This is a genomic window from Pseudocitrobacter sp. RIT415 (assembly GCF_003057695.2).
Classification (GTDB): domain Bacteria; phylum Pseudomonadota; class Gammaproteobacteria; order Enterobacterales; family Enterobacteriaceae; genus Pseudocitrobacter; species Pseudocitrobacter faecalis.
The window spans coordinates 90,844-116,646 of sequence record NZ_QBJC02000013.1 but is presented as its reverse complement, the minus strand read 5'-3'; the positions used below and the strand labels follow the sequence as shown (position 1 = coordinate 116,646).

The 25,803-nt window shown below is 55.0% G+C and carries 29 protein-coding genes; 17 read left to right on the top strand and 12 right to left on the bottom strand.

The window, feature by feature from the left end; genetic code table 11:
- Positions 1 to 47: 47 nt before the first annotated feature.
- Positions 48 to 968, bottom strand: coding sequence for a Kdo(2)-lipid IV(A) acyltransferase (locus tag DBY68_RS14370; protein WP_108475765.1), 921 nt, complete (start codon positions 966 to 968; stop codon positions 48 to 50).
- 222 nt (positions 969 to 1,190) lie between these two features.
- Here DBY68_RS14370 and DBY68_RS14365 point away from each other — a divergent pair, with 222 nt between their 5' ends.
- Positions 1,191 to 2,240 (top strand): rhodanese-related sulfurtransferase, encoded by a 1,050-nt coding sequence (locus DBY68_RS14365; RefSeq protein WP_108475764.1) that lies wholly within the window; start codon positions 1,191 to 1,193, stop codon positions 2,238 to 2,240.
- On the opposite strand, the gene DBY68_RS14360 is transcribed toward DBY68_RS14365, so the two are convergent.
- The 7 genes from DBY68_RS14360 to mdtH all read right to left on the bottom strand — a co-directional run bounded on the left by DBY68_RS14360 (position 2,241) and on the right by mdtH (position 7,849).
- Positions 2,241 to 2,354, bottom strand: coding sequence for a DUF2770 family protein (locus DBY68_RS14360; RefSeq protein WP_108475763.1), 114 nt, complete (start codon positions 2,352 to 2,354; stop codon positions 2,241 to 2,243). It lies immediately after the preceding gene.
- A gap of 129 nt (positions 2,355 to 2,483) precedes the next feature.
- Positions 2,484 to 3,602, bottom strand: coding sequence for an N-methyl-L-tryptophan oxidase (solA, locus tag DBY68_RS14355; protein ID WP_108475762.1), 1,119 nt, complete (start codon positions 3,600 to 3,602; stop codon positions 2,484 to 2,486).
- 138 nt (positions 3,603 to 3,740) lie between these two features.
- Positions 3,741 to 3,995, bottom strand: coding sequence for a biofilm formation regulator BssS (gene bssS / locus DBY68_RS14350; protein ID WP_015964888.1), 255 nt, complete (start codon positions 3,993 to 3,995; stop codon positions 3,741 to 3,743).
- 399 nt (positions 3,996 to 4,394) lie between these two features.
- Positions 4,395 to 4,637, bottom strand: coding sequence for a DNA damage-inducible protein I (dinI, locus tag DBY68_RS14345; protein ID WP_108475761.1), 243 nt, complete (start codon positions 4,635 to 4,637; stop codon positions 4,395 to 4,397).
- Positions 4,638 to 4,708: 71 nt separating this feature from the next.
- Positions 4,709 to 5,755 (bottom strand): dihydroorotase, encoded by a 1,047-nt coding sequence (gene pyrC / locus DBY68_RS14340; RefSeq protein WP_108475760.1) that lies wholly within the window; start codon positions 5,753 to 5,755, stop codon positions 4,709 to 4,711.
- 153 nt (positions 5,756 to 5,908) lie between these two features.
- Positions 5,909 to 6,469, bottom strand: coding sequence for a lipoprotein (locus tag DBY68_RS14335; protein ID WP_108475759.1), 561 nt, complete (start codon positions 6,467 to 6,469; stop codon positions 5,909 to 5,911).
- Between the two features lie 171 nt (positions 6,470 to 6,640).
- Positions 6,641 to 7,849: a multidrug efflux MFS transporter MdtH gene (gene mdtH / locus DBY68_RS14330; RefSeq protein ID WP_108475758.1), complete on the bottom strand. Its 1,209-nt coding sequence runs from the start codon at positions 7,847 to 7,849 to the stop codon at positions 6,641 to 6,643.
- Between the two features lie 231 nt (positions 7,850 to 8,080).
- Between mdtH and rimJ the strand changes: the two genes are divergently transcribed.
- The 4 genes from rimJ (at position 8,081) to murJ (ending at position 11,926) form a co-directional block, all read left to right on the top strand.
- Positions 8,081 to 8,665, top strand: coding sequence for a ribosomal protein S5-alanine N-acetyltransferase (gene rimJ, locus DBY68_RS14325; protein ID WP_108475757.1), 585 nt, complete (start codon positions 8,081 to 8,083; stop codon positions 8,663 to 8,665).
- Between the two features lie 9 nt (positions 8,666 to 8,674).
- Positions 8,675 to 9,322: a YceH family protein gene (locus tag DBY68_RS14320; RefSeq protein ID WP_108475756.1), complete on the top strand. Its 648-nt coding sequence runs from the start codon at positions 8,675 to 8,677 to the stop codon at positions 9,320 to 9,322.
- Positions 9,323 to 9,324: 2 nt separating this feature from the next.
- Positions 9,325 to 10,248, top strand: coding sequence for a Gfo/Idh/MocA family oxidoreductase (locus DBY68_RS14315; RefSeq protein ID WP_108475755.1), 924 nt, complete (start codon positions 9,325 to 9,327; stop codon positions 10,246 to 10,248).
- A 142-nt stretch (positions 10,249 to 10,390) separates the two neighbouring features.
- Positions 10,391 to 11,926 (top strand): murein biosynthesis integral membrane protein MurJ, encoded by a 1,536-nt coding sequence (gene murJ / locus DBY68_RS14310; RefSeq protein ID WP_108475754.1) that lies wholly within the window; start codon positions 10,391 to 10,393, stop codon positions 11,924 to 11,926.
- 48 nt (positions 11,927 to 11,974) lie between these two features.
- Here murJ and flgN read toward each other — a convergent pair whose 3' ends face one another.
- From flgN to flgA, 3 genes are all read right to left on the bottom strand, one after another.
- A complete protein-coding gene (flgN, locus tag DBY68_RS14305) occupies positions 11,975 to 12,400 on the bottom strand; it encodes a flagella biosynthesis chaperone FlgN (protein WP_108475753.1) in 426 nt (141 codons plus the stop codon).
- 4 nt (positions 12,401 to 12,404) lie between these two features.
- Complete coding sequence (gene flgM, locus DBY68_RS14300) at positions 12,405 to 12,698, bottom strand: flagellar biosynthesis anti-sigma factor FlgM (RefSeq protein WP_108475752.1); 294 nt, start codon at positions 12,696 to 12,698, stop codon at positions 12,405 to 12,407.
- A gap of 93 nt (positions 12,699 to 12,791) precedes the next feature.
- The gene (gene flgA / locus DBY68_RS14295; RefSeq protein ID WP_108475751.1) at positions 12,792 to 13,451 is read right to left on the bottom strand and encodes a flagellar basal body P-ring formation chaperone FlgA; all 660 of its coding nucleotides are present in this window, start codon (positions 13,449 to 13,451) and stop codon (positions 12,792 to 12,794) included.
- A 157-nt stretch (positions 13,452 to 13,608) separates the two neighbouring features.
- On the opposite strand from flgA, the gene flgB reads away from it, so the two are divergent.
- From flgB to flgL, 11 genes are all read left to right on the top strand, one after another.
- Complete coding sequence (flgB, locus tag DBY68_RS14285) at positions 13,609 to 14,025, top strand: flagellar basal body rod protein FlgB (RefSeq protein WP_108475750.1); 417 nt, start codon at positions 13,609 to 13,611, stop codon at positions 14,023 to 14,025.
- A gap of 3 nt (positions 14,026 to 14,028) precedes the next feature.
- Complete coding sequence (gene flgC, locus DBY68_RS14280) at positions 14,029 to 14,433, top strand: flagellar basal body rod protein FlgC (protein WP_108475749.1); 405 nt, start codon at positions 14,029 to 14,031, stop codon at positions 14,431 to 14,433.
- 11 nt (positions 14,434 to 14,444) lie between these two features.
- A complete protein-coding gene (gene flgD, locus DBY68_RS14275) occupies positions 14,445 to 15,134 on the top strand; it encodes a flagellar hook assembly protein FlgD (protein ID WP_108475748.1) in 690 nt (229 codons plus the stop codon).
- 14 nt (positions 15,135 to 15,148) lie between these two features.
- Entirely contained in the window at positions 15,149 to 16,402 is a 1,254-nt protein-coding gene (flgE, locus tag DBY68_RS14270; RefSeq protein ID WP_108475747.1) for a flagellar hook protein FlgE, read from the top strand.
- 18 nt (positions 16,403 to 16,420) lie between these two features.
- Complete coding sequence (locus DBY68_RS14265) at positions 16,421 to 17,176, top strand: flagellar basal body rod protein FlgF (protein ID WP_108475746.1); 756 nt, start codon at positions 16,421 to 16,423, stop codon at positions 17,174 to 17,176.
- Positions 17,177 to 17,184: 8 nt separating this feature from the next.
- Entirely contained in the window at positions 17,185 to 17,967 is a 783-nt protein-coding gene (gene flgG, locus DBY68_RS14260; protein ID WP_015964871.1) for a flagellar basal-body rod protein FlgG, read from the top strand.
- A gap of 110 nt (positions 17,968 to 18,077) precedes the next feature.
- On the top strand, positions 18,078 to 18,776 hold the full coding sequence (flgH, locus tag DBY68_RS14255; RefSeq protein ID WP_108475785.1) for a flagellar basal body L-ring protein FlgH: 699 nt from the start codon (positions 18,078 to 18,080) through the stop codon (positions 18,774 to 18,776).
- 11 nt (positions 18,777 to 18,787) lie between these two features.
- Positions 18,788 to 19,885, top strand: a complete 1,098-nt coding sequence (locus tag DBY68_RS14250) for a flagellar basal body P-ring protein FlgI (protein ID WP_108475745.1) — start codon at positions 18,788 to 18,790, stop codon at positions 19,883 to 19,885.
- Complete coding sequence (flgJ, locus tag DBY68_RS14245; protein WP_108475744.1) at positions 19,885 to 20,832, top strand: flagellar assembly peptidoglycan hydrolase FlgJ; 948 nt, start codon at positions 19,885 to 19,887, stop codon at positions 20,830 to 20,832. Before DBY68_RS14250 ends, flgJ begins: the two co-directional genes overlap by 1 nt.
- A 73-nt stretch (positions 20,833 to 20,905) precedes the next feature.
- Positions 20,906 to 22,546, top strand: coding sequence for a flagellar hook-associated protein FlgK (flgK, locus tag DBY68_RS14240; protein WP_108475743.1), 1,641 nt, complete (start codon positions 20,906 to 20,908; stop codon positions 22,544 to 22,546).
- 15 nt (positions 22,547 to 22,561) lie between these two features.
- Complete coding sequence (gene flgL / locus DBY68_RS14235; RefSeq protein WP_108475742.1) at positions 22,562 to 23,497, top strand: flagellar hook-associated protein FlgL; 936 nt, start codon at positions 22,562 to 22,564, stop codon at positions 23,495 to 23,497.
- Between the two features lie 40 nt (positions 23,498 to 23,537).
- On the opposite strand, the gene DBY68_RS14230 is transcribed toward flgL, so the two are convergent.
- A complete protein-coding gene (locus tag DBY68_RS14230) occupies positions 23,538 to 24,740 on the bottom strand; it encodes an MFS transporter (protein ID WP_108475741.1) in 1,203 nt (400 codons plus the stop codon).
- 109 nt (positions 24,741 to 24,849) lie between these two features.
- Here DBY68_RS14230 and DBY68_RS14225 point away from each other — a divergent pair, with 109 nt between their 5' ends.
- Positions 24,850 to 25,779 (top strand): LysR family transcriptional regulator, encoded by a 930-nt coding sequence (locus DBY68_RS14225; RefSeq protein WP_108475740.1) that lies wholly within the window; start codon positions 24,850 to 24,852, stop codon positions 25,777 to 25,779.
- The last annotated feature ends 24 nt before the right edge of the window (positions 25,780 to 25,803 follow it).

Here is a 25,803-nt window from a genome sequence, read left to right as displayed (position 1 = left end):
TACTGCAAGGCAGGGTATCAGCGCAGCCACGAAGGCTGCGCTAACGTTCAGTAGCGGGAAGGCATTCCTTTTGGGCGGGTCTTGAAGCGGCGATGCAACCACATATACTGCTCCGGGGCCATCATGATGCACTTCTCGACAATCTTGTTCATCCACGCGGCGGTGGTCTCTGCGTCGTCCAGTGGCGGGGTGACTTCCGGCTCAAGGATGATCAGCTCATAACCTTTGCCGTCAGGTTTGCGGCGCGGCACGAAGGGCACAATACTGGCTTTCGACATTCTCGCCAGCATCCATGTACCTGATGTCGTAGCCGCTTGTTCAACGGCAAACAATGGCGCAAAGACGCTGGCACGTGGGCCATAGTCGTGGTCCGGCGCATACCAGACGATTTCACCGTTTTTCAGCGCGCGGATCATGCCTTTCAAATCTTTCCGGTCGATCATCGATTTATTGGAGCGCATTCGCCCCCAGGTTTGCAGTAAATCAATAACCGGATTGTCGTTTGGGCGATAAACGCCAATGCCCGGGTTGAAAAAGCCGAACATTCGCGCACCCATTTCGAGCGTCAGAAAATGAATCCCGATCAGCAAAATGCCGCGTTTCTGTTCCTGCATGGCAGCGATGTGTTCCAGACCGCTGGCATCTGTCCAACGTTCGATGCGGCGATCGGGCCAGAACCATGCCATCCCGGTTTCCATCAGGCCCATGCCGACCGACTCGAAGTTCTTCACCACATGTTGATGACGCTCGGCTTCACTCATTTGGGGAAAACATAATTCGAGATTGCGGTAAGCGATTTTTGAGCGACGCTTCATAAAACGCAGCGCCACGCGGCCAATGGCATTGCCGAGACGATAAATGATCGGGTAGGGCAATTGAACGATCAGCCACAGCAGGCCAATTCCCAGCCAGGTTAGCCAGTAACGAGGATGCAGCAACGCTGCGGTAAATTTGGGTAACTGGGTCATGTCTTTCCTGTTTTATCGAGCCACTTCCGCTATTGTCGCACTATTTTCCCGCCAGCCAAACCTGACCAGAGTACGAGTGTCGATAATTCGTGCAAATGTTTCATACGTTGTTTTGATGGAGAGACAAATGTAGCGCAAAATGTGTGGATGTAAATTATCGATGATTGCTATATCATCCGCCCGTTTTATCAATTTCATTCTTTCTTGCAGGATTAGAGCACCATGCCAGTGTTACATAACCGCATATCGAATGAGACTCTGAAGGCGCAGATGCTCGCTGAAACCGAGCCACGCACGACAATCTCATTCTATAAGTATTTCACCATCGTTAACCCGAAAGCGACCCGTGATGCCCTTTACCTTGCACTTTCCGAACTGAAAGTGTTTGGCCGCATCTATTTAGCTCATGAAGGAATCAACGCCCAAATTAGCGTACCCGCAAGCAATGTCGATGCGCTGCGTGAACTGTTGTACGGTTTTGACCCTGCGCTGAATGGGCTGCGCTTAAACATCGCGCTGGATGACGACGGCAAATCGTTCTGGGTGCTACGCATGAAAGTGCGTGACCGCATTGTGGCGGACGGCATTGATGATCCAACATTTAACGCGAATGATGTCGGCGCTTATTTAAAAGCGGCGGAAGTGAACGCGATGCTGGATGACCCGGATGCGGTGTTCATCGATATGCGCAACCACTATGAATATGAAGTCGGCCATTTCGAACGCGCCATGGAGATCCCGGCAGATACCTTCCGCGATCAGTTACCGAAAGCCGTCGAGATGATGCAGGAGCATAAAGACAAGAAAATTGTTATGTACTGCACCGGCGGGATCCGCTGTGAAAAGGCGAGCGCCTGGATGAAACATAACGGGTTCAGGCAGGTATGGCACATTGAAGGCGGTATTATTGAATATGCCCGCCGCGCGCGTGAGCAAGGGTTACCGGTGCGTTTTATCGGTAAGAACTTTGTTTTTGACGAGCGGATGGGGGAGCGTATTTCCGATGAGGTGATTGCCCACTGCCACCAGTGTGGTGCGCCATGCGACAGTCACACGAACTGCCTGAATGACGGCTGCCATCTGCTGTTTATTCAGTGCCCGACCTGCGCGGAGAAATATGAAGGCTGCTGTAGTGAAGCCTGCCAGGAAGAGCACAAACTGCCGGAAGAGGAGCAGCGTAAACGCCGCGCCGGACGGGAAAATGGCAACAAGATTTTTAATAAATCACGCGGGCGGCTGAATACTAAACTCGGGATCCCTGACCCGCAGTGATCAGGTGAAGAAAATCCAGATAAGGTCGATCACGGCCAGCAACAGGCAGAGCGCGACGTAGATCATAAAGTGTTCGCGCAGATTGTTGACCAGATAGTTATATAGACGCTGCATTGTTGTTCTCTTTAAAGGCACATCATTGTATGTGCCTGCATTTTTCAGGTGGCGCTGCGCTTACCTGACCGACAATTGGCTTCGATTGTAGGACTGATAAGCGCAGCGCCATTAGGCAAACCGCACGGATTAATCGTCAAAACGGGAAAGCGAGAAAGGCGCCAGGTTAAAGGTTTCTGGCTGCGACTGCGCGAATCGCGTGGCGATTTCACCCAGCACGGTGGCGAACTTAAAACCATGACCACTCAATCCGCCAATCAGCAAAGTATTTGGCTGACCGGGCAGTGTATCAATAATAAAATCTTCATCCGCTGTGTTGTCATAGGTACAAGCCGCGCCGTGTAAACAGCCGCCAATACCGGGCAGAATATTGCGCAGGAAGCTGAAAGCCTCAGAGCCATCGGTCGCCACGGTTCCGAACGGTTTGCGTCCTTGTGGTGTATTGATGAGCTGGCCGCCATTATGTTTGCCGATTTTAAGTTCATTCTCAACCGCCGGGAAACCATAGAACTGATCGCCATTCGGTAGTTCACCCGTAAACGCCGGGAAATTATTTTTACGGCTGTAGCGCCCATCGGCCTGGAACCAGGCAAACACTTTACGAACCGGTTGGATTGGCAATTGCGGGTAAAGCTGTTTAGCCCATGTACCGGCGCTGAGCAGCAATTTCTTCCCCTCAAAACGGCCTTCTGACGTTTCGATCGCCACACCGTCAGCGTGATGTTCAATCGCGGTTACCGGGCAATTGAAGAGCTGTGCGCAACCTGCGTCCTTTGCCAGTGCGATCAGCGTTTTTACCGCCAGCTCGCTTTTTAGTACGCCGGAGGCTGGCTCAAAAATGGCCTGGTAATTATCGGGCACCTGAATTTCCGGCCAACGCGCCATCACGCCTGCGGCATCCAGTCGCTCGACATCAAGGCCAAATTTTTCCGCACTCTGCGCCACGGTGGCCAGAAAGGTTGAATCTGCCGGGCCAAGGTTCACCACGCCGCTGCGTTCAAACAGTTCTTCACCGCTGGTGGCGGCAAGCGTGTCCCACAATTGCTGCGCGCGCAGCACCAGCGGGACATATTTTTCGCCTTCACCATACGCGTGGCGAATCAGGCGCGTATCACCGTGGTGGCTGCCTTCGGTATGAGGCGGCATGTGGGCGTCGGTCATCAGGACATTAAGGCCCGCTTTACGAGCGTAGTATCCGGCAGCCGCCCCGACGGAGCCACTGCCGACAATGATTAGGTCATATTGCATAGCGCTTCCTGGAATTGTTGTTTGATAAGTCGCATCAGCATGATGTGTATAGCAGGGTAATTAACAAGGAGGATGGATACAAGTCTGAAAATAAAGAAGGCACCCGAAGGTGCCTGTTGATAATTATTCGTATCAGCGCTAATGCCTGCGATACTCATTCGCCTGGTAATCGCCGGATTCAATTTTGGCGATCCCCGCCTCTAATATTGAAATAAATTGACGAGCGACATCGGTAGTCAACCAAAGCGTTTGACCTATTTCAGCTTCTTTCTTGCTCGATTCATTGGGGTCTTGGTAGTGCAGGCGCAACATCAGCGCATCGTAGCTATCAACGGTGCTGATGTCCCATCCGACGAGAGGATGGGTCTGGATGACTTCATTATTCTTTTCCATCATAACCCCTTATATCTTTGTTAAAAGGCAACAACTCTCGAGGTTCAATGCAGGTTTTTTTCGAAGCTTTTTCAGTATACCAACAACTTACTTAATATTCGAGATTTTAAATAAAATGCAACACAAATTCCTAAAGCACGCGTTTTGTTGCGCAATAAATCACCATTATGGCTGAGATTTTATTAATGGAATCAGAATAAGGCCAAAAGAAGCGGGGCGGGAAGAAATAAAAAAGCCGGGGCGACCCGGCAAAGAACACAATGAGGGAGCAAATTAATCGGTTATATCCGTCATACTTCAGGTTGCAGATGCGTTGGCTGCGTTCGTTCACCCCAGTCACTTACTTGAGTAAGCGCATAGGGAGTCTCTGACTTGCCACCTTCCTGCAACTCGAATTATTTAGGGTATGAACCAGTCATCCGCGCTTTCCCAGGTCTCCTGGAGAATTTCGCTGATCCGGTCTTTGTCTTCTTTTATGCCACCGATAACCGAAAGATTATTTGCCGATGCGTAGCGTACCGACACGGTGCCGCCGCTATCCGGAAACTGATTGTTAATTCGTCGGGAGAGTTCACCCGCCAGAGCGTCAAGCGCGCCAGCGGGGAGGGTTGTGGTTTTAGCAATAGTCACTTCAATGCGCATGGTTGCCCCCTGTATGTGTGCTGTATATTTATACAGTTAAAACAAAAAACTTACAACAGGGAGCGGGCGATTTATTTTTTAACCGTCCAGCGCACGGTTTCACCCGCGAGGAAGGGAATCAGGGTGTCGTCAGAAAGGGCAATGCTCTCAACCACCTGGCTTTCTTCACGCACCAGCTCAACGGTCGATTCATTCACCGGTAGGCCATAGAAACGAGGGCCGTTTAGCGAGGTGAAGGCTTCGAAGTGCTGTAGCGCATTCATCTCTTCGAAAACGGTGGCATAGCTGCTAAGCGCGGTAGGGGCGTTAAAGCAGCCCGCGCAGCCGCAACTCGCTTCTTTGCGATGACGCGCATGCGGCGCGGAGTCCGTTCCGAGGAACGCGCGCTCGAAGCCGCTGGCGACCAGTTCGCGCAGCGCCTGCTGATGAATATTGCGCTTGAGGATAGGCAGGCAGTAAAGATGCGGTCGCACGCCGCCAACCAGCATGTGGTTGCGGTTAAACATCAGATGCTGCGGGGTAATTGTTGCAGCCAGCAGTTCATTACCATCACGGACATAATCTGCAGCGTCTTTGGTGGTGATATGTTCGAACACCACTTTTAGCCCCGGTAAACGCTGACGCAACGGCTCCATAACCGTTTCGATAAAGCGCGCTTCGCGGTCAAAGATATCGATGTCCGCGTGAGTGACTTCACCGTGAACCAGCAGGGGCATCCCGAGTTTTTCCATCCGTTCCAGCACCGGCATAATGGCATCGATACTGGTGACGCCGTGGCTGGAGTTGGTGGTTGCGTTAGCCGGATACAGTTTGGCCGCCGTGAATACGCCTTCCTGAAAACCGCGTTCTACTTCGTCCGGATCGAGGGAGTCGGTGAGGTAACAGGTCATCAGCGGGGTGAAATCGTGGCCAGCCGGAACGGCATCCAGAATGCGCTGGCGGTAGCTGATAGCCGCTTCCACGGTAGTAATAGGCGGCACCAGATTTGGCATGATGATCGCACGACCATAGAGCTCGCTGGTATAAGGCACGACGGTCTTCAGCATCTCGCCATCACGCAGATGGATATGCCAGTCGTCTGGGCGGCGAATTTTCAGAACTTGCGGTAATGCGGTCATGTGTGTGCTCCGGCCTGGTGGGAAATCAGTCATTAGGGCTGTTTTTTGCCGGGCACTAAGGATAAACGTAAACGTTTTCCTTTGCACTCCTTTCTGTAAAAAAAGACGCCGACGAAAACAATCGACGGGCGTCTTTTTTACGCTGCTAAATCGTTAATCAGTAAACGGGATAATAATTTGCCCTGGTTTTACCTCAATGCCTTTGGCGTATTTTTTGGCCAGCGCTTCACCTTTGCTGGCATCTTCTTTCAGCACGTAAGCCGGTTGCTGATTAAAGTAATTGCGCAGTGACTGGTTCAGATAAGGCACCAGCGTTTGCACCACCGATTGCATTTTCTCCGGCGTCACTTTGGCATCAACCACTTCCATCTCTTGCAGGAAAATGGCGCCTTTCTCTTTGTTGAAGACCGGCAACGCTTTCAGTTTCAGGTCAATGGTCGCTTTCTGACTGCCAAACAGCGAGTTTAAATCCAGTTTAGCGTCACCGGTAAGGGTAACTTTATTCGGCTCTTCACGGCCAATGGCGCTGGTAAGATTATTCAGCACGATGTGCGCGTCGGCCACACCTGGAAGGCCAATATCTTTCGAGAAATTATTGTGCTTTTGCAGCGCCTGATTAATTTCCTGTTCACTCACTGTGTATTGCGTCAGTTGATTACAACCCGCCACCAGGCCGCCAACGATCAGTGCGGCAATGACAAAAAATCTCTTCATGAAGTTCCTCAATATGATGCTGTGCTGTAATCCTGTCCACAGGCAGCTTGCGCTTTCAGTCGTGATTATGACAGCGGAAAAGACTGAAAGTGCCATCTCTTCTTTCTTAGGATGAGATTCTACTGATGGCCTGCGTAATTTGCAGGCCAAAAATTATGCGTAATAAAAGGGTTAAAGGCGGGGTTCAAGCATGCGCGAGGTCGCGCGTTTAGGACTGAATTGCCACCATAAGGCAACGAACGTGATGATGCCGATAAGCCCTAACATCGCCCACGGCAACTCAGGCTGGTTCAGCGCTTTCCCGCTGTCGAACAGCCAGCCGCCACCGGTGTAGCCGAGTGCGCCGCCAAAGGCCAGGCCCAGGCGGCTAAAGCCCATATAGCTGCCGCGCGCGCGGGCATTTGCCAGATGTGCGCTCAGCGTTTCACGCGCCGGTTCCGCAATGATCGAACCGATGTAGAACGTACAAATTAATGTGAACAGCTGTTGTAGTGAGTCTGCCAGACCAATCGGCAAAAGGGAAATCGTCATGATCAATAGCCCTCCCATTAAACGCTGCTCAAGGCGAAAGCGTTTTTCGCTCCAGCGTGCAATGGGGTAGAGCAGCGTCAATGACAGCGCCGCCTCAATGGCGTACATCCATTTCACGGCAGAAGGCGAGCCCGCGATATCGTTCACCATGATCGGCAGCATTAGCATTACCTGCACCGCCAGCATGTAGTAACCGGTGAGGGTTAACACGTAGGTGACAAAACGCTTGTCACGCAGCACCTGTGCAAGCCCTTCGCGTACCGGTGTTCTTACAGTCGAGAGCTTCCACGCCGGGAGGTAGCAGGCGTTAAAGATAGCGCACAGGATAAACAGTACTGCACCCGCGCTACACACCAGGCGGAAGTCATATTGCAGTAGCCAACTGCCCATCAGTGCACCGATGACTGCGCCAGCGCTGTCCTGCATCATCAATAGTGAGAAAAAACGGCCCCGATGCGCCGGGCGCACCAGTTTCACCACCAGCGCGGAACGCGGTGGATCAAACAGTGTACCGCCGAGCCCGGAGAGTAAGCAGGAGAGCCACAATACCCACGGTTCGTGCGCGACCGCCATAATGGCAAACCCGCCCGCGCGCATCAGCATGCCGGTTACAATCATCGGTTTGGCGCCGAAGCGGTCTGCAATCGCGCCGCCAAAAATACCCAGACCTTGTTGTATTAACTGGCGCAGACCGAGCGCAATCCCGACCATTAATGCCGCCCAGCCCATCTGATCGACAAAACGAATAGAGATCAGCGGAAAGACGACAAAAAAGCCCAGCACAACCAGCATGTTATCGACTAAGAGGAAGTATTTACCCAGGCTCCTTGCCTGCGATACGCGGGACATTTCCCCTCCAGGGGAATAAAAAGAGATGAACATCTCCATTCTGCCGGGTCGCTTCACCTTTTCCCATATTGCCAGCGACAATATTTTTTTATCAAAATGCTGCTTTGATTGAGCTTGTTTATCGAAATCGCGATCGGGGTATGAAAAAAGGTATGTTGCTGTTTTCACAGACCCCCTGCAGACAGGTATAGTGAGTTAACCCGGGTTATTATTCAGGTACAGGAGTAAGAGATGTTTGGCTATCGCAGTAACGTACCGAAAGTGCGTTTGACAACCGATCGTCTGGTTGTGCGTCTGGTCCATGACCGTGATGCATGGCGTCTTGCCGATTATTACGCAGAAAACAGGCAGTTTTTGAAACCCTGGGAGCCCATCCGTGACGATAGCCACTGTTATCCTTCCGGCTGGCAGGCTCGCTTGTCGATGATTAATGAATTTCACAAGCAGGGAAGCGCGTACTATTTTGCGCTGCTCGACCCGGAAGAGAAAGAAATCATTGGCGTCGCCAATTTCTCTAACGTAGTGCGCGGATCGTTCCACGCCTGCTATCTCGGTTACTCGATTGGGCAAAAATGGCAGGGGCAGGGGTTAATGTTCGAAGCGCTGACCAGCGCTATCCGCTATATGCAACGTACCCAACATATTCACCGTATTATGGCTAACTATATGCCGCATAATCAGCGCAGCGGCGATTTACTGGCGCGGCTGGGGTTTGAAAAAGAGGGGTATGCGAAAAACTATTTGCTGATCGACGGCGAATGGCGAGACCATGTTTTAACTGCCCTCACCACACAAGAATGGACTGCTGGTCGCTAAGGAGAAGAGATGAAATACGAGTTAACCCCGCTGGAAGCACGCGTGATTGGCTGTCTGCTGGAAAAGCAGGTCACTACACCCGAGCAGTATCCGCTGTCGATTAACGGCGTGGTGACGGCCTGTAACCAGAAAACCAACCGCGAACCGGTGATGGCCCTCAGCGAGTCCGACGTGCAGGAGCTGCTGGATACGTTGGTTAAACGTCACTATCTGCGTACGGTCAGCGGTTTTGGCAATCGCGTGACCAAATATGAACAACGCTTCTGTAATTCTGAGTTTGGCGATTTAAAACTCTCCAGCGCCGAAGTGGCCATTATCACCACGCTGCTCCTGCGAGGCGCGCAAACACCGGGTGAATTGCGTGGCCGCGCGCAGCGCATGCATGAATTTAGCGACATGGCAGAGGTGGAAGCCACGCTTGAACGGCTGGCAACGCGCGAAGATGGCCCGTTTGTAATGCGTCTGCCGCGCGAGCCGGGCAAGCGTGAGAGCCGCTACACGCATCTTTTCAGCGGTGAGATGGAGGTGCTGGCCCAGATTGCTGATGACGTTGCCCCGGCGGATGACGATCTCCACGCGCGCGTTGAAGCACTGGAAGGCGAAGTTGCGGAGCTGAAACAGCGCCTGGATTCCCTGCTGGCGCATCTCGGAGAATAACGATGGCAAAATTACGCGTAGGCGTGGTGGGGCTCGGCGGGATCGCGCAGAAGGCGTGGCTCCCGGTACTCAGCGCCGCCACCGACTGGACATTGCAGGCGGCCTGGTCACCCGGTAAAGAGAAGGCACTTAAGATTTGCGAAACCTACCGCATGCCGTATGCGGATTCATTGGCTTCGCTGGCGGCGCAGTGCGATGCGGTGTTTGTCCACAGCGCAACGGCGTCGCACTCTTCGGTGGTCAGCGAATTGCTGAATGCGGGCGTTCACGTCTGTGTCGACAAACCGCTGGCGGAGAAACTGAGCGATGCCGAGCGTCTGGTTGAACTGGCTACACGCAAAAAATTAACGCTGATGGTCGGCTTTAATCGCCGTTTTGCGCCGCTGTACCGCGAGCTAAAAAGCAATCTCACGCACGCCGCGTCGCTGCGGATGGATAAACACCGCACTGACAGCGTCGGCCCGCATGACCTGCACTTCACCCTGCTGGATGATTATCTGCATGTGGTCGATACCGCGCTGTGGCTGGCGGGCGGTAATGCGCCCTTAAGCAGCGGCACGCTACAAACCACAGACGATGGTGAGATGCTCTACGCAGAGCATCACTTCAGCCATCCTACGCTTAGCGTCACGACCAGCATGCATCGCCGCGCCGGTAGCCAGCGCGAGTGGGTGCAGGCGGTGACGGACGGCGCGCTGTATGACATCACCGATATGCGTGAATGGCGGGAAGAGCGGGGCGCAGGCATCGTCACACGCCCCATACCCGGCTGGCAGACTACGCTTGAGCAGCGCGGATTTGTCGGCTGTGCGCGACACTTTATTGAATGCGTGCAAAATCAGACGGTTCCGGAAACGGCAGGCGACCAGGCGCTGATGGCGCAACGTATCGTAGACGCGCTGTGGCGCGAAGCCGTTGATGAATAACCTGCTGTAACATCTGGCAGTAGCAATTCATCCCGAACCCGGTAGACTAACGCCTCTTCAGGCTCCTGCCTGTAAACCGCAGCCCGGCAATCGCGCCGGGCTGTTGCAGGCATTTTGCTTCCGGTTGTGGAATAACACGTTAATGAATCTATTAAAATCGCTGGCGGCTGTCAGCTCGATGACCATGTTTTCGCGCGTGCTGGGTTTTGCACGTGATGCCATTGTGGCAAGGGTATTTGGCGCGGGAATGGCAACCGATGCCTTCTTTGTGGCGTTCAAACTGCCTAACCTGCTGCGTCGTATTTTTGCCGAAGGCGCATTTTCGCAGGCTTTTGTTCCGATTCTCGCAGAATATAAGAGCAAACAAGGCGAAGACGCGACCCGCGTATTTGTCTCGTATGTTTCCGGTTTATTGACGCTGGCGCTAGCGCTGGTGACGGTCATTGGCATGCTGGCGGCACCGTGGGTAATCACCATTACCGCGCCGGGTTTTGCCGATACCGCAGACAAATTTAACCTTACCTCGCAGCTACTGCGCATTACCTTCCCCTATATTTTGCTGATTTCACTCGCCTCGCTGGTGGGGGCTATCCTCAACACCTGGAACCGCTTCTCGGTGCCTGCGTTTGCGCCGACGCTGCTCAACGTCAGTATGATTGGCTTTGCACTGTCTGCAGCACCCTATTTCCATCCCCCGGTGCTGGCGCTGGCGTGGGCGGTGACCGTTGGCGGTGTGCTTCAGTTGGCTTACCAATTGCCGCATCTGAAGAAAATCGGCATGCTGGTGCTGCCGCGCATCAATTTAAAAGATGCGGGCGCGATGCGCGTAGTGAAGCAAATGGGGCCGGCTATCCTGGGCGTCTCCGTCAGCCAGATTTCGCTAATTATCAACACTATTTTTGCCTCTTTCCTGGTGTCTGGCTCCGTTTCGTGGATGTACTACGCTGACCGTCTGATGGAGTTTCCGTCCGGCGTGCTGGGCGTGGCGCTGGGGACGATTCTTCTGCCGTCGCTGTCGAAAAGCTTTGCCAGCGGTAATCATGATGAGTATTGCCGTCTGATGGACTGGGGGCTGCGTCTGTGCTTCCTGCTGGCGCTGCCGAGCGCCGTGGCGTTGGGCATTCTGGCGAAACCGCTGACGGTTTCCCTGTTCCAGTACGGTAAATTCACCGCGTTTGATGCGGCGATGACGCAGCGTGCGCTGGTGGCCTATTCCGTCGGCCTGATGGGGCTTATCGTGGTGAAAGTGCTGGCACCGGGATTCTATTCGCGTCAGGACATCAAAACACCGGTGAAAATCGCCATTGTGACGCTGATTATGACGCAGTTGATGAACCTCGCGTTTATCGGCCCCCTGAAGCATGCAGGTCTGTCGCTGTCGATTGGTCTGGCGGCCTGCCTGAACGCCAGCCTGCTCTACTGGCAGTTGCGTAAGCAGAAAATTTTCACCCCGCAGCCGGGCTGGAGCAAATTCCTCGTGCGTCTGATTGTCGCGGTGCTGGTGATGGCCGCGGCCCTGCTGGGGATGATGCACGTCATGCCAGAGTGGTCGCAGGGGACGATGCCGATGCGCCTGTTGCGCCTGATGGCCGTGGTTGTCGTCGGGATTATTGCCTACTTCGCCACGCTTGCGGTGTTGGGTTTCAAAGTCAAAGAGTTCGCACGCCGGACGGCGTAAAATGATGCGGCGGCGGGAGCGTAATTTTTCCCGCCGTCCTGATTGCGGTTAGACGGTGAATTTCTTGCCGCTACGCGGTTGTCCCGCCGTTTGCCCATCCTTGCCATACAATCCCGTCTCCTGATAAGGCTTCAGCACCTCCAGCGCCTGCTGGTTACGCGCGATTTGTCCTTCCAGCAACCAGCCATTGTGCTGATTAAGGTCACGCAATTGCTGCGTTTTCTGCGTAATGTTCAGCCAGCGCGAAGCCACGTCATCGTCATTGGCGCAACGTTGCGCTTCCTGCTCCACGCGACGTTGTTGTTCAAGATAATCGAGCGCCGCCAGCAGCGAGCTTTTATCTTCGGTTATGCGCTGCAGCAGGCTTCCGTTCACACTTCCGGCGGAAAGCTGCTGTTGTTCGGCATCCATCACCTCTTTCAGCGAGTTCAGGATAGCGGTCATTTGATCCAAAATATCGGGCAGACGACTCATGCGGTTAGTTACTCTGTAGATAATTCTGCGTTTCCTGAATCAACGCATCAGCAATTTTACCGGTATCCATCTTCAACTCACCGTTGCGAATGGCGATTTTCAACGCTTCGACGCGCTCCATGTTGATATCACGCGTATCCGATTGCGTTAAGGTCGTTTGTGCGTCACTCAGCTTGACTCGGGTGCTGTTGATTTCAGCGTTTTTTTCCACACGCGCTTTTGGCGTCTGGGTCTCGTTCGGCTCGCGAGACTGTACTGCGTTAACAGGATTCAGAGGCGATGTACGTTCAATGCTCATGTGATTTCCTCATGGAGGCTTATGATGGCGCGGGGATTGCCATATTCATTTGTTAATACTTTATCGGCAATCGCCGTACTTTCTTTATCAGGATTATAGGTTAATCAGAACATTCCCATCCGCGTTCACTTCACCGCTGACCACCTGGCCTGAGGACATCCGCACACGTGCGTTTTGCGCCACGGCGGCGTTATTCAGCGCCTGACCTTCGCTGTTGACGCTAAAGCCATCACCTTTCGCGATGACCTGGACGCGTTGCCCGGCTTTTACCCGCCACGCGGGGCGAATCATGGTTAGCTGCAACGCTTGTCCGGCGGCAACATCGCGAAGGCTGACTGCGTCCTGCGCCTGATTGATGTCCAGCATGGTGCGCGGCGGCAACTGATCCAGACGGCCACGTTTTAGCGTTACTGATTGTGCATTCAGCATTGTGCCCCGCGCGATCGGCCCGGCAGCGACCACATAATTGCCCGTGGCTTGCACCGTCACCTGCAAATAGCGTTTCTCATTACCGCAGCGTGCCACCACATTCAGGTTTCCCCACAGCCGGGCATTGCCTGGCGTACTGAGCACCGGTTGCTCACAGGAGGGCCACATCGCAAGAGGGCTACGCAGTTGCACCACCACCTCGTCACTCAACCCTTCCAGCCGCTGGCTGAAAAATGTCGACAACTGGCTTTGCAGATCCTGCGCCAGGGCGATCGGGCTGGCGAGCAGTATACACGCGGCCAGCGAGGTAGTGAGCTTCGGCATCGAACACTCCGTCAGAGAGGGTAGTGTGAGTATTTTACGCATCCGCCGCTGACATCAACGGAATAAATAGCGACGCATATTGCGTTTATTCCGGCGATAACGCACGCACAAGGCGAATTAAGCTGTCGACTGAAATTTTGCCATCTGCGGAGGAGCCATGCTCGATAAACTCGACGCCGCGCTGCGTTTTCAACAGGAAGCCCTGAATCTGCGCGCTGAGCGCCAGGAGATTCTGGCCGCCAATATCGCCAACGCCGATACCCCGGGGTATCAGGCGCGCGATATCGATTTTGCCAGTGAAATGAAAAAAGTGATGGAGCGAGGGCGGGCTGGTACCAACGGCGTGGCGCTGTCGCTCACATCCGTTCGTCATATACCCGCACAAAACTTCTCATCTGCTGCCACCGATTTGCTCTACCGCATTCCCGATCAGCCCGCGCTGGATGGGAATACCGTCGATATGGATCGCGAGCGCACGCAGTTCGCTGACAACAGTTTGCAGTACCAGACCGGGCTTACGGTACTGGGCGGGCAAATCAAGGGGATGATGAGCGTCCTCCAGCAGGGGAATTAATGCATGGCTTTACTGAATATTTTTGATGTGGCGGGCTCAGCGCTTACCGCACAGTCCAAACGGCTGAACGTGGCGGCCAGTAACCTGGCGAACGCCGACAGCGTGACCGGCCCGGATGGTCAACCGTATCGCGCAAAGCAGGTGGTTTTTCAGGTTGACGCACAGCCAGGCGCGGCAACGGGCGGCGTCAAAGTTTCCGATGTCATCGAAAGCCAGGCGCCCGACAAGCTGGTTTACCAGCCGGGTAATCCATTGGCGGATGCCAAAGGTTATGTGCGCATGCCAAACGTTGATGTGGTTGGCGAAATGGTAAACACCCTGTCGGCCTCGCGCAGCTATCAGGCTAACGTCGAGGTGATGAACACCGTGAAAAGCATGATGCTTAAGACCCTCACGTTGGGCCAATAACGGAGAGAACAATGTCCATTGCAGTGAACGTCAATAGCACCAGCGCGACCAGCGCAACCAGTAACAGCGGGTCGCTGACCAGCAGCAGCGCGGATGATTTACAGAACAGTTTCCTGACGCTGCTGGTGGCGCAGCTAAAAAACCAGGATCCCACCAACCCGATGGACAACAGCCAGCTTACCAGCCAACTGGCGCAAATCAGCACCGTAAGCGGCATCGAGAAACTGAATACGTCGCTGGGCTCTATTTCCGGGCAAATCGACAGCAGTAAATCATTGCAGGCATCATCGCTGATTGGTCACGGTGTGATGATCCCCGGAACGACAGTGCTGGCGGGCAAAAACAGCGATGGCGACGGCACGGACACCACGCCGTTTGGCGTTGAGCTGGAGCAGGCGGCCGACAAAGTGACCGCCACGATAACCGACAGTAACGGCAATGTTGTGAAGACGCTGGATATCGGCGCGCTGACCGCCGGTGTTCATACCTTCACCTGGGACGGTACTGGCACGGACGGTGCGGCAGTGGCGGATGGCGCATACAACGTCAGCATTACCGCCAGCAGCGGCACCACGCAACTGGTGGCGCAACCGCTGAAATTTGCGCTGGTTCAGGGGGTAACGCTGAGTGGGAACGGCAATCAGTTGGATCTCGGCACCTACGGCACCACCACGCTCGACGAAGTTCGTCAGATTATTTAATTCAGGAGTGAATCATGGGCTTTTCTCAAGCGGTCAGCGGCATGAATGCCGCGTCCAGTAATCTCGATGTTATCGGCAACAACATTGCTAACTCCGCAACCTACGGCTTTAAATCAGGCACCGCCTCGTTTGCTGATATGTTTGCCGGTTCGAAAGTGGGGCTAGGGGTCAAAGTGGCCGGGATCACCCAGGACTTTACTGACGGTACGACCACCAGCACCGGACGCGCGCTGGACGTCGCCATCAGCCAGAACGGTTTTTTCCGTCTCACCGACAGCAACGGTTCCGTTTTCTATAGCCGTAATGGCCAGTTTTCCCTCGATGCAAACCGTACGCTGGTGAACTCGCAGGGCTTGCAGGTAACAGGTTATCCGGCGTCCGGCACGCCGCCAACCATTCAGCAGGGGGCGAACCCCACGGCGATCACCATCCCGAACTCGCTGATGTCGGCAAAAGAGACCACCACAGCGGCGATGCAGGTCAACCTCAACTCGACAGATGCCAAACCGAGCGTCGCGACGTTCGATCCGGCTAATGCCGACAGCTACAACAAGAAAGGTACAGTAACCGTTTATGACAGTCAGGGTAACGCCCATGACATGAATATCTATTACGTCAAAACGGATGACAATAAGTGGGATGTTTACACCCAGGACACCAGTGTTAGCGGTGCGGCAGCGAAGAAAGCGGCGCAAATGTCCTTTAGCAGCAATGGCACGCTGAGCGGGATCCGTAATTACGACGACACGGGTACCCTCGCAACCGATGCCAACGCAAACCCTGAAATTCAGGTCGCTATTGATGCACTCAATGGCTCTGCCGCCGGTTCTTTCTCTCTGAGCTTCCTCAATTCCATGCAGCAGAACACCGGCGCAAATAACATCGTCGCCACCTCGCAGAACGGCTATGCGCCGGGCGATCTGGTGAGCTATCAGATTAACGAAGACGGCACCGTGGTCGGGAACTACTCCAACGAACAGAGCCAGTTGCTGGGGCAAATCGTGCTGGCGAACTTTGCCAACAACGAAGGCCTGCAATCGGAAGGCGATAACGTCTGGTCTGCAACGCAGTCTTCCGGCGTGGCACTGCTGGGTACGGCGGGCAGCGGTAACTTCGGCAGTTTGACCAACGGCGCGCTGGAAGCGTCTAACGTCGATCTCAGCAAAGAGCTGGTCAATATGATTGTCGCCCAGCGTAACTATCAGTCCAACGCTCAGACCATTAAAACCCAGGATCAGATCCTGAACACGCTGGTTAACCTGCGTTAATCCCGATAAGGCAGCTTTATGGATCACGCAATTTACACGGCGATGGGCGCGGCGAGCCAGACGATGGAGCAGCAGGCAGTCACCGCCAGCAACCTCGCCAACAGTTCAACGCCGGGGTTTCGCGCCCAGCTCAACGCCATGCGTGCGGTGCCGGTCGAAGGGATGTCCGTGCCGACGCGTACGCTGGTGACGGCTTCCACGCCGGGTGCGGATATGACGCCAGGCCAGCTCGACTACACCTCACGCCCGCTGGATGTCGCGCTGCAACAGGATGGCTGGCTGGCGGTGCAAACCGCCGATGGCGGGGAAGGATATACCCGCAACGGTAACATTCAGGTGGGGCCAACCGGGCAACTGACCATTCAGGGTAATCCGGTGATGGGCGATGGTGGCCCGCTCACCGTGCCGGAAGGCGCGGAAATCACCATCGCGGCGGATGGTACCATTTCGGCGCTTAACCCAGGCGATCCGCCGAATACGGTGGCTCAGGTGGGGCGACTGAAAATGGTAAAAGCGGATAACACGGAAATCGTGCGCGGCGATGATGGCGTATTTCGCCTGACCGCTGCGGCACAAGCCACCCGCGGCCCAATGTTGCAGGCCGATCAGACTATCCGCTTGCAGTCCGGCGTGCTGGAAGGCAGTAACGTCAAACCCGTGGCGGCGATGGCCGATATGATAGCCAGCGCTCGCCGATTCGAAATGCAGATGAAGGTTATCAGCAGCGTGGATGAAAACACGCAGAAAGCTAACCAGTTGCTGTCAATGAGCTAAGGAAAATCATGATCAGTTCATTATGGATCGCCAAAACCGGCCTCGACGCGCAGCAGACCAATATGGACGTTATCGCCAACAACCTGGCGAACGTCAGTACCAATGGTTTTAAGCGTCAACGCGCGGTGTTTGAAGATCTTCTTTATCAAACGGTTCGTCAGCCGGGGGCGCAATCTTCAGAGCAGACCACGCTGCCATCTGGTTTGCAGATTGGTACTGGCGTGCGCCCGGTTGCGACCGAACGTCTGCACAGCCAGGGCAACCTGTCGCAGACCGATAACAGCAAAGACGTGGCGATTAAAGGCCAGGGCTTCTTCCAGGTGCTGCTGCCGGATGGTACGTCTGCGTATACCCGCGATGGTTCATTCCAGGTCGATCAAAACGGTCAACTGGTGACGGCGGGCGGTTTTCAGGTGCAGCCAGCGATCACCATTCCGGCGAATACGCTGAGCATCACCATTGGCCGCGATGGCATTGTCAGCGCGACCCAGCAGGGGCAGACCAACCCGGTGCAGGTGGGGCAGCTTAACCTGACGACCTTTATGAACGACAGCGGGCTGGAAAGCATTGGCGAAAACCTGTACGTCGAGACGCAGGCTTCCGGTGCGCCGAATGATTCCACCCCGGGGTTAAACGGCGCGGGGCTGCTCTATCAGGGATATGTCGAGACCTCTAACGTTAACGTGGCGGAAGAACTGGTCAATATGATTCAGGTACAGCGCGCCTACGAAATTAACAGTAAAGCGGTATCGACCACCGACCAGATGTTGCAGAAATTGACCCAGCTGTAACGGTGGTGCCGGATTTGTCGGATGCGCTGCGCTTATCCGACCTACAGAGTTCATACGTTCGTAGGCCGGATAAGCGCAGCGCATCCGGCGCAAACCAAAAGATGAAAACCATGCAAAAAACCGCAGCGTTTCGTTATCCACTTTTAACGGCACTGGCGCTCTCTATGACCGGATGCGCCTTCATTCCCAGCAAGCCGCTGGTAGAAGGCGCAACCTCGGCGCAGCCGATCCCCGGCCCGGTGCCGGTAGCGAATGGCTCAATATTCCAGACCGCGCAGCCGATTAACTACGGTTATCAGCCACTGTTTGAAGACCGTCGCCCGCGCAATATTGGCGATACGCTCACTATCGTGCTTCAGGAAAACGTCAGCGCCAGCAAGAGTTCATCGGCCAATGCCAGCCGCGATGGCAAAACTAACTTCGGTTTTGATGTGGTGCCGCGCTATCTGCAGGGGCTTTTTGGCAATGCCCGTGCGGATGTTGACGCCTCCGGCGGTAACACCTTTAACGGCAAAGGCGGCGCGAATGCCAGCAACACTTTTAGCGGTACATTGACCGTCACCGTCGATCAGGTTCTGGCGAACGGCAACCTCCACGTGGTGGGGGAAAAACAGATTGCCATCAATCAGGGCACCGAATTTATCCGCTTCTCGGGCGTGGTTAACCCGCGCACCATCAGCGGCAGCAATACCGTACCGTCCACCCAGGTGGCGGATGCGCGAATCGAATACGTGGGTAACGGCTACATCAACGAAGCACAGAATATGGGCTGGTTGCAGCGTTTCTTCCTGAATTTATCGCCGATGTAATGAGGTGGATTATGTTTAAAACCCTGATTAGCGTAACGCTGGTTTTGGTGAGTACTCTGGCGCAGGCTGACCGCATTCGCGATCTCACCAGCGTACAGGGCGTCAGGGAAAACTCCCTCATTGGCTATGGCCTGGTGGTCGGGCTGGACGGTACGGGCGATCAGACCACCCAGACGCCGTTCACCACCCAGAGCCTGAACAACATGCTGTCGCAACTGGGGATCACCGTTCCGGCAGGCACGAACATGCAGCTGAAAAACGTGGCGGCAGTGATGGTCACCGCCCAGTTCCCGGCGTTTGCGCGTCAGGGGCAAACTATCGATGTGGTGGTCTCGTCGATGGGAAACGCCAAAAGCTTGCGCGGCGGCACACTGCTGATGACGCCGCTGAAAGGGGTTGATAGCCAGGTGTATGCCCTGGCGCAGGGTAACATTCTGGTGGGGGGCGCGGGCGCATCGGCGGGCGGCAGCAGCGTACAGGTTAACCAGCTTAACGGCGGGCGCATTACCGGCGGGGCCACCATTGAACGCGAGTTGCCAACGCAGTTTGGCGCGGGGAATACCATTAACCTTCAGCTGAACCAGGATGATTTCACCATGGCGCAGCAGATTGCCGACACCATTAACCGCCGCAGCGGATTTGGCAACGCCACCGCGCTGGATGCGCGTACCGTGCAGGTTCGCGCACCGCAGGGCGGCAGTGGTCAGGTGCGTTTGCTGGCGGATATCCAGAATCTGGAAGTGGGTGGCGTACCGCAGGATGCGAAGGTGATTATTAACTCGCGTACCGGTTCGGTGGTGATGAACCGCGAAGTGACGCTGGATACCTGTGCCGTGGCGCAGGGTAATCTGTCCGTCACCGTGAACCGTCAGGCGCAGGTTAGCCAGCCGGATACGCCATTTGGCGGCGGCCAGACGGTGGTAACACCGCAAACGCAGATCGATCTGCGTCAGAGCGGTGGTTCGCTGCAAAGCGTGCGCGAGAGCGCCAATCTGAATAATGTGGTGCGCGCACTGAACGCGCTGGGCGCGACGCCGATGGAGCTGATGTCGATTCTGCAATCGATGCAAAGCGCCGGGTGTCTGCGTGCGAAAGTGGAGATCGTCTGATGCTGGGCGACAGCAAGTTGACTGCCAGCGCGGCGTGGGATGCGCAATCGCTTAACGAACTCAAGGCGAAAGCCGGACAGGATCCGCAGGCTAACCTGCGGCCTGTCGCCCGTCAGGTGGAGGGCATGTTCGTGCAGATGATGTTGAAGAGTATGCGCGAGGCGCTGCCGAAAGATGGCCTTTTCAGCAGCGACCAGACCCGGCTCTACACCAGCATGTACGATCAGCAAATTGCCCAGCAGATGACCGCCGGGAAAGGGCTGGGGCTGGCAGAAGAGATGGTGAAGCAGATGCAGACCCAGAAGGAGCCGTCCGCCACGGCGGGTCAGGTACCGATGAAATTTGATCTGCAAACGGTCACCAGCTTCCAGAACGATGCGCTGACTCAGATGGTGCGCAAGGCACTGCCGAAAACATCTGGCGGCAGCGATGCGCCACTCTCAGGAAACAGTAAAGATTTCCTCGCGAAACTGGCGCTTCCGGCGCAGGTGGCGAGCGAGCAGAGCGGTATTCCGCACCATCTGATTCTGGCGCAGGCCGCGCTGGAGTCGGGGTGGGGCCAGCGACAGATCCGCCGTGAGAACGGTGAGCCGAGTTACAATCTTTTTGGCGTGAAAGCGTCAGGGAACTGGAAAGGGCCGGTGACGGAAATCACCACCACCGAATATGAATACGGTGAAGCGAAAAAGGTGAAAGCGAAATTCCGTGTCTACGGTTCGTATCTGGAAGCGTTGTCGGATTACGTCGGCTTGCTGACACGCAATCCGCGCTATGCGGCGGTCACTAACGCGTCGACGGCTGAGCAGGGCGCGCAGGCGTTGCAGAATGCCGGCTACGCCACCGATCCCCAGTACGCGCGCAAGTTAACCAATATGATTCAACAGCTTAAATCCTTAAGCGACAAAGTCAGCAGCGCGTACCGAAATGATATTGAAAATCTCTTCTGATACACCTCAAGTTTGCCAGATGGTGACCGATAACGATTAAAGGCCACGCGTCTGAACGTATAAAAGGAAGAACATGTCCAGTTTAATCAATAGCGCCATGAGTGGGTTGAGTGCGGCACAGTCGGCACTGAATACCACCAGTAATAATATTGCCAGCTACAACGTCTCGGGCTATACCCGCCAGACCACGGTGCTCGCTTCGGCGAACAGTACGTTAGGTGCGGGAGGCTGGGTCGGCAATGGCGTCTACGTTTCTGGCGTTCAGCGCGAATACAATGCATTCATTACCAACCAGCTGCGTACGGCGCAGAGCCAGAGCAGCGGGTTGACCACGCGTTATGAGCAGATGTCGAAAATCGACGATATGCTTTCCGGCACCACAAACTCCCTTTCCACCACGCTTCAGGATTTCTTCTCCAGCATGCAAACGCTGGTGAGCAACGCTGAAGATCCCGCCGCGCGTCAGACCGTTTTGGGTAAAGCGGATGGTCTGGTCAATCAGTTTAAAGTCGCCGATCAGTATCTCCGCGACCAGGATAAGCAGGTGAATCTTTCTATCGCTACCACCGTTGATCAAATCAACAACTACGCGAACCAGATTGCCAGCCTGAACGATAAGATTTCTCGCCTGACCGGCGTCGGCGCGGGCGCGTCACCTAACGACTTGCTGGATCAGCGCGATCAGTTAGTCAGCGAGCTCAACAAATTGGTGGGCGTAGAAGTAAACGTGCAGGATAGCGGAACGTTCAACGTCACCATGGCGAATGGCTATACGCTGGTGCAGGGCAGTAATGCACGCCAGCTGGCGGCTGTGCCGAGCAGCAGCGACCCAACGCGTACCACCGTTGCGTATGTGGATAACGTTGCGGGAAATATTGAAATCCCGGAAAAACTGCTTAACACGGGCTCACTTGGCGGCTTGTTGACCTTCCGCTCGCAGGATCTCGATCAGACTCGCAATAGCCTTAACCAAATGGCACTGGCCTTTGCGGATGCGTTTAACGCCCAGCACAAAGAGGGTGTGGATGCGAACGGAAAAGAGGGGAAGGACTTCTTCACGATTGGTAATCCTTCCGTAGTGGCGAACAGTAAAAATAGCGGTAAGGCGTCGCTGACGGCGGACGTGACCGATGCCTCCAGCGTGCAGGCCACGGATTATCGCGTGAGCTATAAAAACGGTGAATGGCAGGTGACGCGTCTTTCCGACAACACCACAGTGAAAGCGGAACAGAAGGATGGCGCATTAAACTTTGACGGGCTCTCCGTCACGGTGAGCGGCACGCCGGCCGAGAACGACAGCTTTACCGTCAAGCCGGTCAGCGATGCGATCGTGAACATGAGCGTGGCGATCAGTGATGAATCAGAGCTCGCGCTGGGTATTGATGACGCGGAAAATGGCGAGAGCGATAACCGTAATGGCCAGGCATTGCTCGATTTGCAAAACGCGAAGCTGGTGGGAAATTCCAAAACCTTCAACGACGCGTATGCGGCGCTGGTCAGCGATATCGGCAATAAAACCTCAACGCTTGAGACCAGCAGCACCACGCAAAGCAACGTCGTCACCCAGCTCAGTAAACAGCAACAATCTATTTCCGGCGTAAACCTGGATGAAGAGTACGGCAACCTGCAGCTCTTCCAGCAGTACTATCTGGCGAATGCCCAGGTGCTGCAAACGGCAAGCACGCTGTTTGATGCTCTGATTAATATTCGCTAAGGAGAGGAATAACGCATGCGTGTCAGTACCCTGATGATGTATCAGCAGAATATGCGCGGGATCACCAGTTCCCAGTCAGAATGGCTGAAGTACGGTGAACAGATGTCGACCGGCAAGCGGGTGAACCGTGCCTCCGATGACCCGGTAGCGGCCTCACAAGCGGTAGTGCTTTCGCAGGCTCAGGCGCAAAACAGCCAGTTTGCTACCGCGAGGACGTTTGCTACTCAGCGCGTGTCGATGGAAGAAAATACGCTGGCGCAGGTGACGACTGCGATTCAATCGGCGCAGGAAAAAATCGTTTACGCCGGGAACGGCACATTAAGCGATGACGACCGGGCCTCGCTGGCGACCGACCTGCAAGGGATCCGCGATCAGCTTCTCAATCTGGCGAACAGCCAGGACGGAAACGGGCGCTATATCTTTGCCGGATATAAAACCGATACGGCACCGTTTACTGATGGCGGTACGTACGTCGGCGGATCGGCGAATGTCGCGCAGCAGGTTGACGCTTCACGTTCAATGGTGATTGGCCATACAGGCGATAAAATCTTTGATAGCCTGACCAGCAATGCGAAGCCGGATACCGATACGAATCTGTTTGCGATGCTGGATAGCGCCATTGCCGCGCTCAATACGCCTGTAAGCGATGACGAAGACGCGCAGGCTCTTGCCAGCGCCGCTATCGACAAAACCAACCGTGGGCTAAGCAACTCGCTCAACAATGTGCTGAGCGTGCGTGCTGAACTGGGTACACAGCTTAATGAGCTGGATAAACTCGACGCGCTGGGCGATGACCGCGCGTTGAGCCAGACGCAGCAGATGAGTAACCTGGTGGATGTGGACTGGAATGAGACCATCTCTAACTACGTGATGCAGCAAACGGCGCTACAGGCATCGTATAAAGCGTTTAGTGATATGCAGGGAATGTCGCTGTTTCAGTTGAATAAATAATGTTACAGGCCGGATACGGCTATCCGGCCTGTAAGCGTGACTATGCAGTTTGCAACGCGGTACGGCGCAGACGACGGGTTTCCACCCAACGAACACCCCATGCGCAGGCACCTGCAAGCGTCGCCAGCCCGACAACCCCTTCCCAGCCGGCCAGCGCATACAGCTGACTACCCAGAACTGACCCCAGCGCCATGCCAATAAAGACCACCGTAAACAGCAGTGCGTTCAGGCGACCCCGCGCCTGAGGTTCCAGGCTATAAACCAGGTTCTGGTGCGCAACCAGGCTTGATTGCAGGCCCAGGTCGAAGCCGATGGCGGAGAGGGCGATTATCGCCAGTTGGGCCATCGGTGGCAAAACGGGCAGAATAAACATCAGTGCAAAGGAAACCGTGACCAGTGCAGCGCCTAACTGGGTGACTTTCTCCGCACCTACTTTATCTGCCAGCCCACCGGCCAGCGGCGCGGCAAGCGCGCCCGCCGCACCCGCAATCCCAAAACCACCCGCGACGGCGCTGCCCATATGATGATGTTCCAGCAGCATGACCGCGAGCGTTGACCAGAATGCGCTAAACGCAATTGAAAGCAAGCCTTGTGCCAGCGCGGCGCGGCGTAATGTGGGATAACGCTGCCACAGATGCACCAGTGACGCCATTAATGCCGGATAGCTCAGACTGGAGTGCGCGGTAAAGCGTGGCAGTACGCGCCACATCAGCACGCCAATCAGCGCAATACTGACCGCAGCAGCCTGATACACCACTCGCCAGCCAAAGAGTTCACCAATCACGCCGCTCACGGTGCGCGACAGCAAAATTCCCAGTAACAACCCCGTCATCACTGTGCCGACCATTTTCCCTTGCTTCCCGGCAGGGGCGAGGATAGCGGCGGCAGGCACAATATCCTGCGCCATCGTTGCCGCCATACCGATCAGCAGGCTGACAACCAGCAGCGGATGAAAATGCTGCGTCACGCTGCACAGCAGCAGAAGGGCTGCCAGCATGCCGCTTTTTAACAGGATTAGCGTACGACGATCGTAGCGGTCGCCGAGCGGCAGCAGAAATAGGATTCCCAGCGCGTAGCCCGCCTGAGTGAGCGTGGGGATGAGCCCCATGCCTTCAACACTCAGATGCAAAGTATTGCCCATCAACGGCAGCAGCGGTTGGGCATAGTAGATGGCGGCAACGCTGAAGCCTGCGCCTAACGCAAGGATAAAGATAAGCCAGCCCGGATTAACGTGTGTTTTCATCAGATGTTCCTCAGATACGGTATGGCGCTATTTTTCCCTGAAGCGTGCTGGCACGGTAGCCAGCGCAGTGGTAAAACAGTTATACGTTTGACGTATAGGTAAGTGGATAATGAAGAAGCAGGAGCGTATAGACAGAGTTGAGCTGATGCGAACGTTTATTCGCATTGTCGAATCGGGTTCGCTATCGGCGGCGGCGCGTCAGCTTGAAACCACCCAGGCGACCATCAGCCGTCGTTTGCAATCGCTGGAGTCACTGTTGGGGGCGAAATTAATTCTGCGCTCCACGCATGCGATGAAACTCACTGACGATGGCGAGCGCTGTTACCAACATGCGCGACAGGTGGTGGATGCCTGGCTGGCGCTGGAGGATGAATTACAGCTTACGGACGATCAGCCCGTTGGTACGTTGCGGGTGCGTGCGCCGCATGCATTTGGCCAGGAACAATTGTTGATGCCACTGATTGGTTTTCTGGCCGAACATCCACAGCTGTCGGTCGAATGGATGCTCAATGATAAAAACGTCGACTTTATCAGTGACAATATTGATTGCGCGATCCGCGTTGGGACGGAAGTTGACCCGGCCACCATCTCTGTGCTGCTGGCTGAAGTCCCACGCTGTACGGTGGCCTCTCCTGAACTGTTAGCAAAGTTCCCCGAAATTACCCATCCCAGGATGATGTCGGCATTGCCATGGATTGCGATCAGTACCTTCTATCAGCATGACGTCACGCTGCATCGTCATGAGGAGAGTGTGACGTTTTCACTGGTGCCGCGTCTGAGTACGGACAGTCTCTACGTCGCGAAAAATGCCGCGCTGGCGGGGCTGGGGATCGCTATTGTATCAACATGGACGGTGGAAGAGGATCTGGCACAGGGTAGGCTGGTTGAACTGTTACCGGAGTGGCAGGTGGCCGCGCTGCCTGTTCATCTGGTCTATCCGTGGGCGCGTTATTATCCAACACGGTTGCGTAAGTTTCTCGATTTGATGCGTGAAGTGATGCCGAAAATTGCCGGGATGCAGCTACCGGGAAAGGCATAAAAAAAAACCGGCCACAGGGGCCGG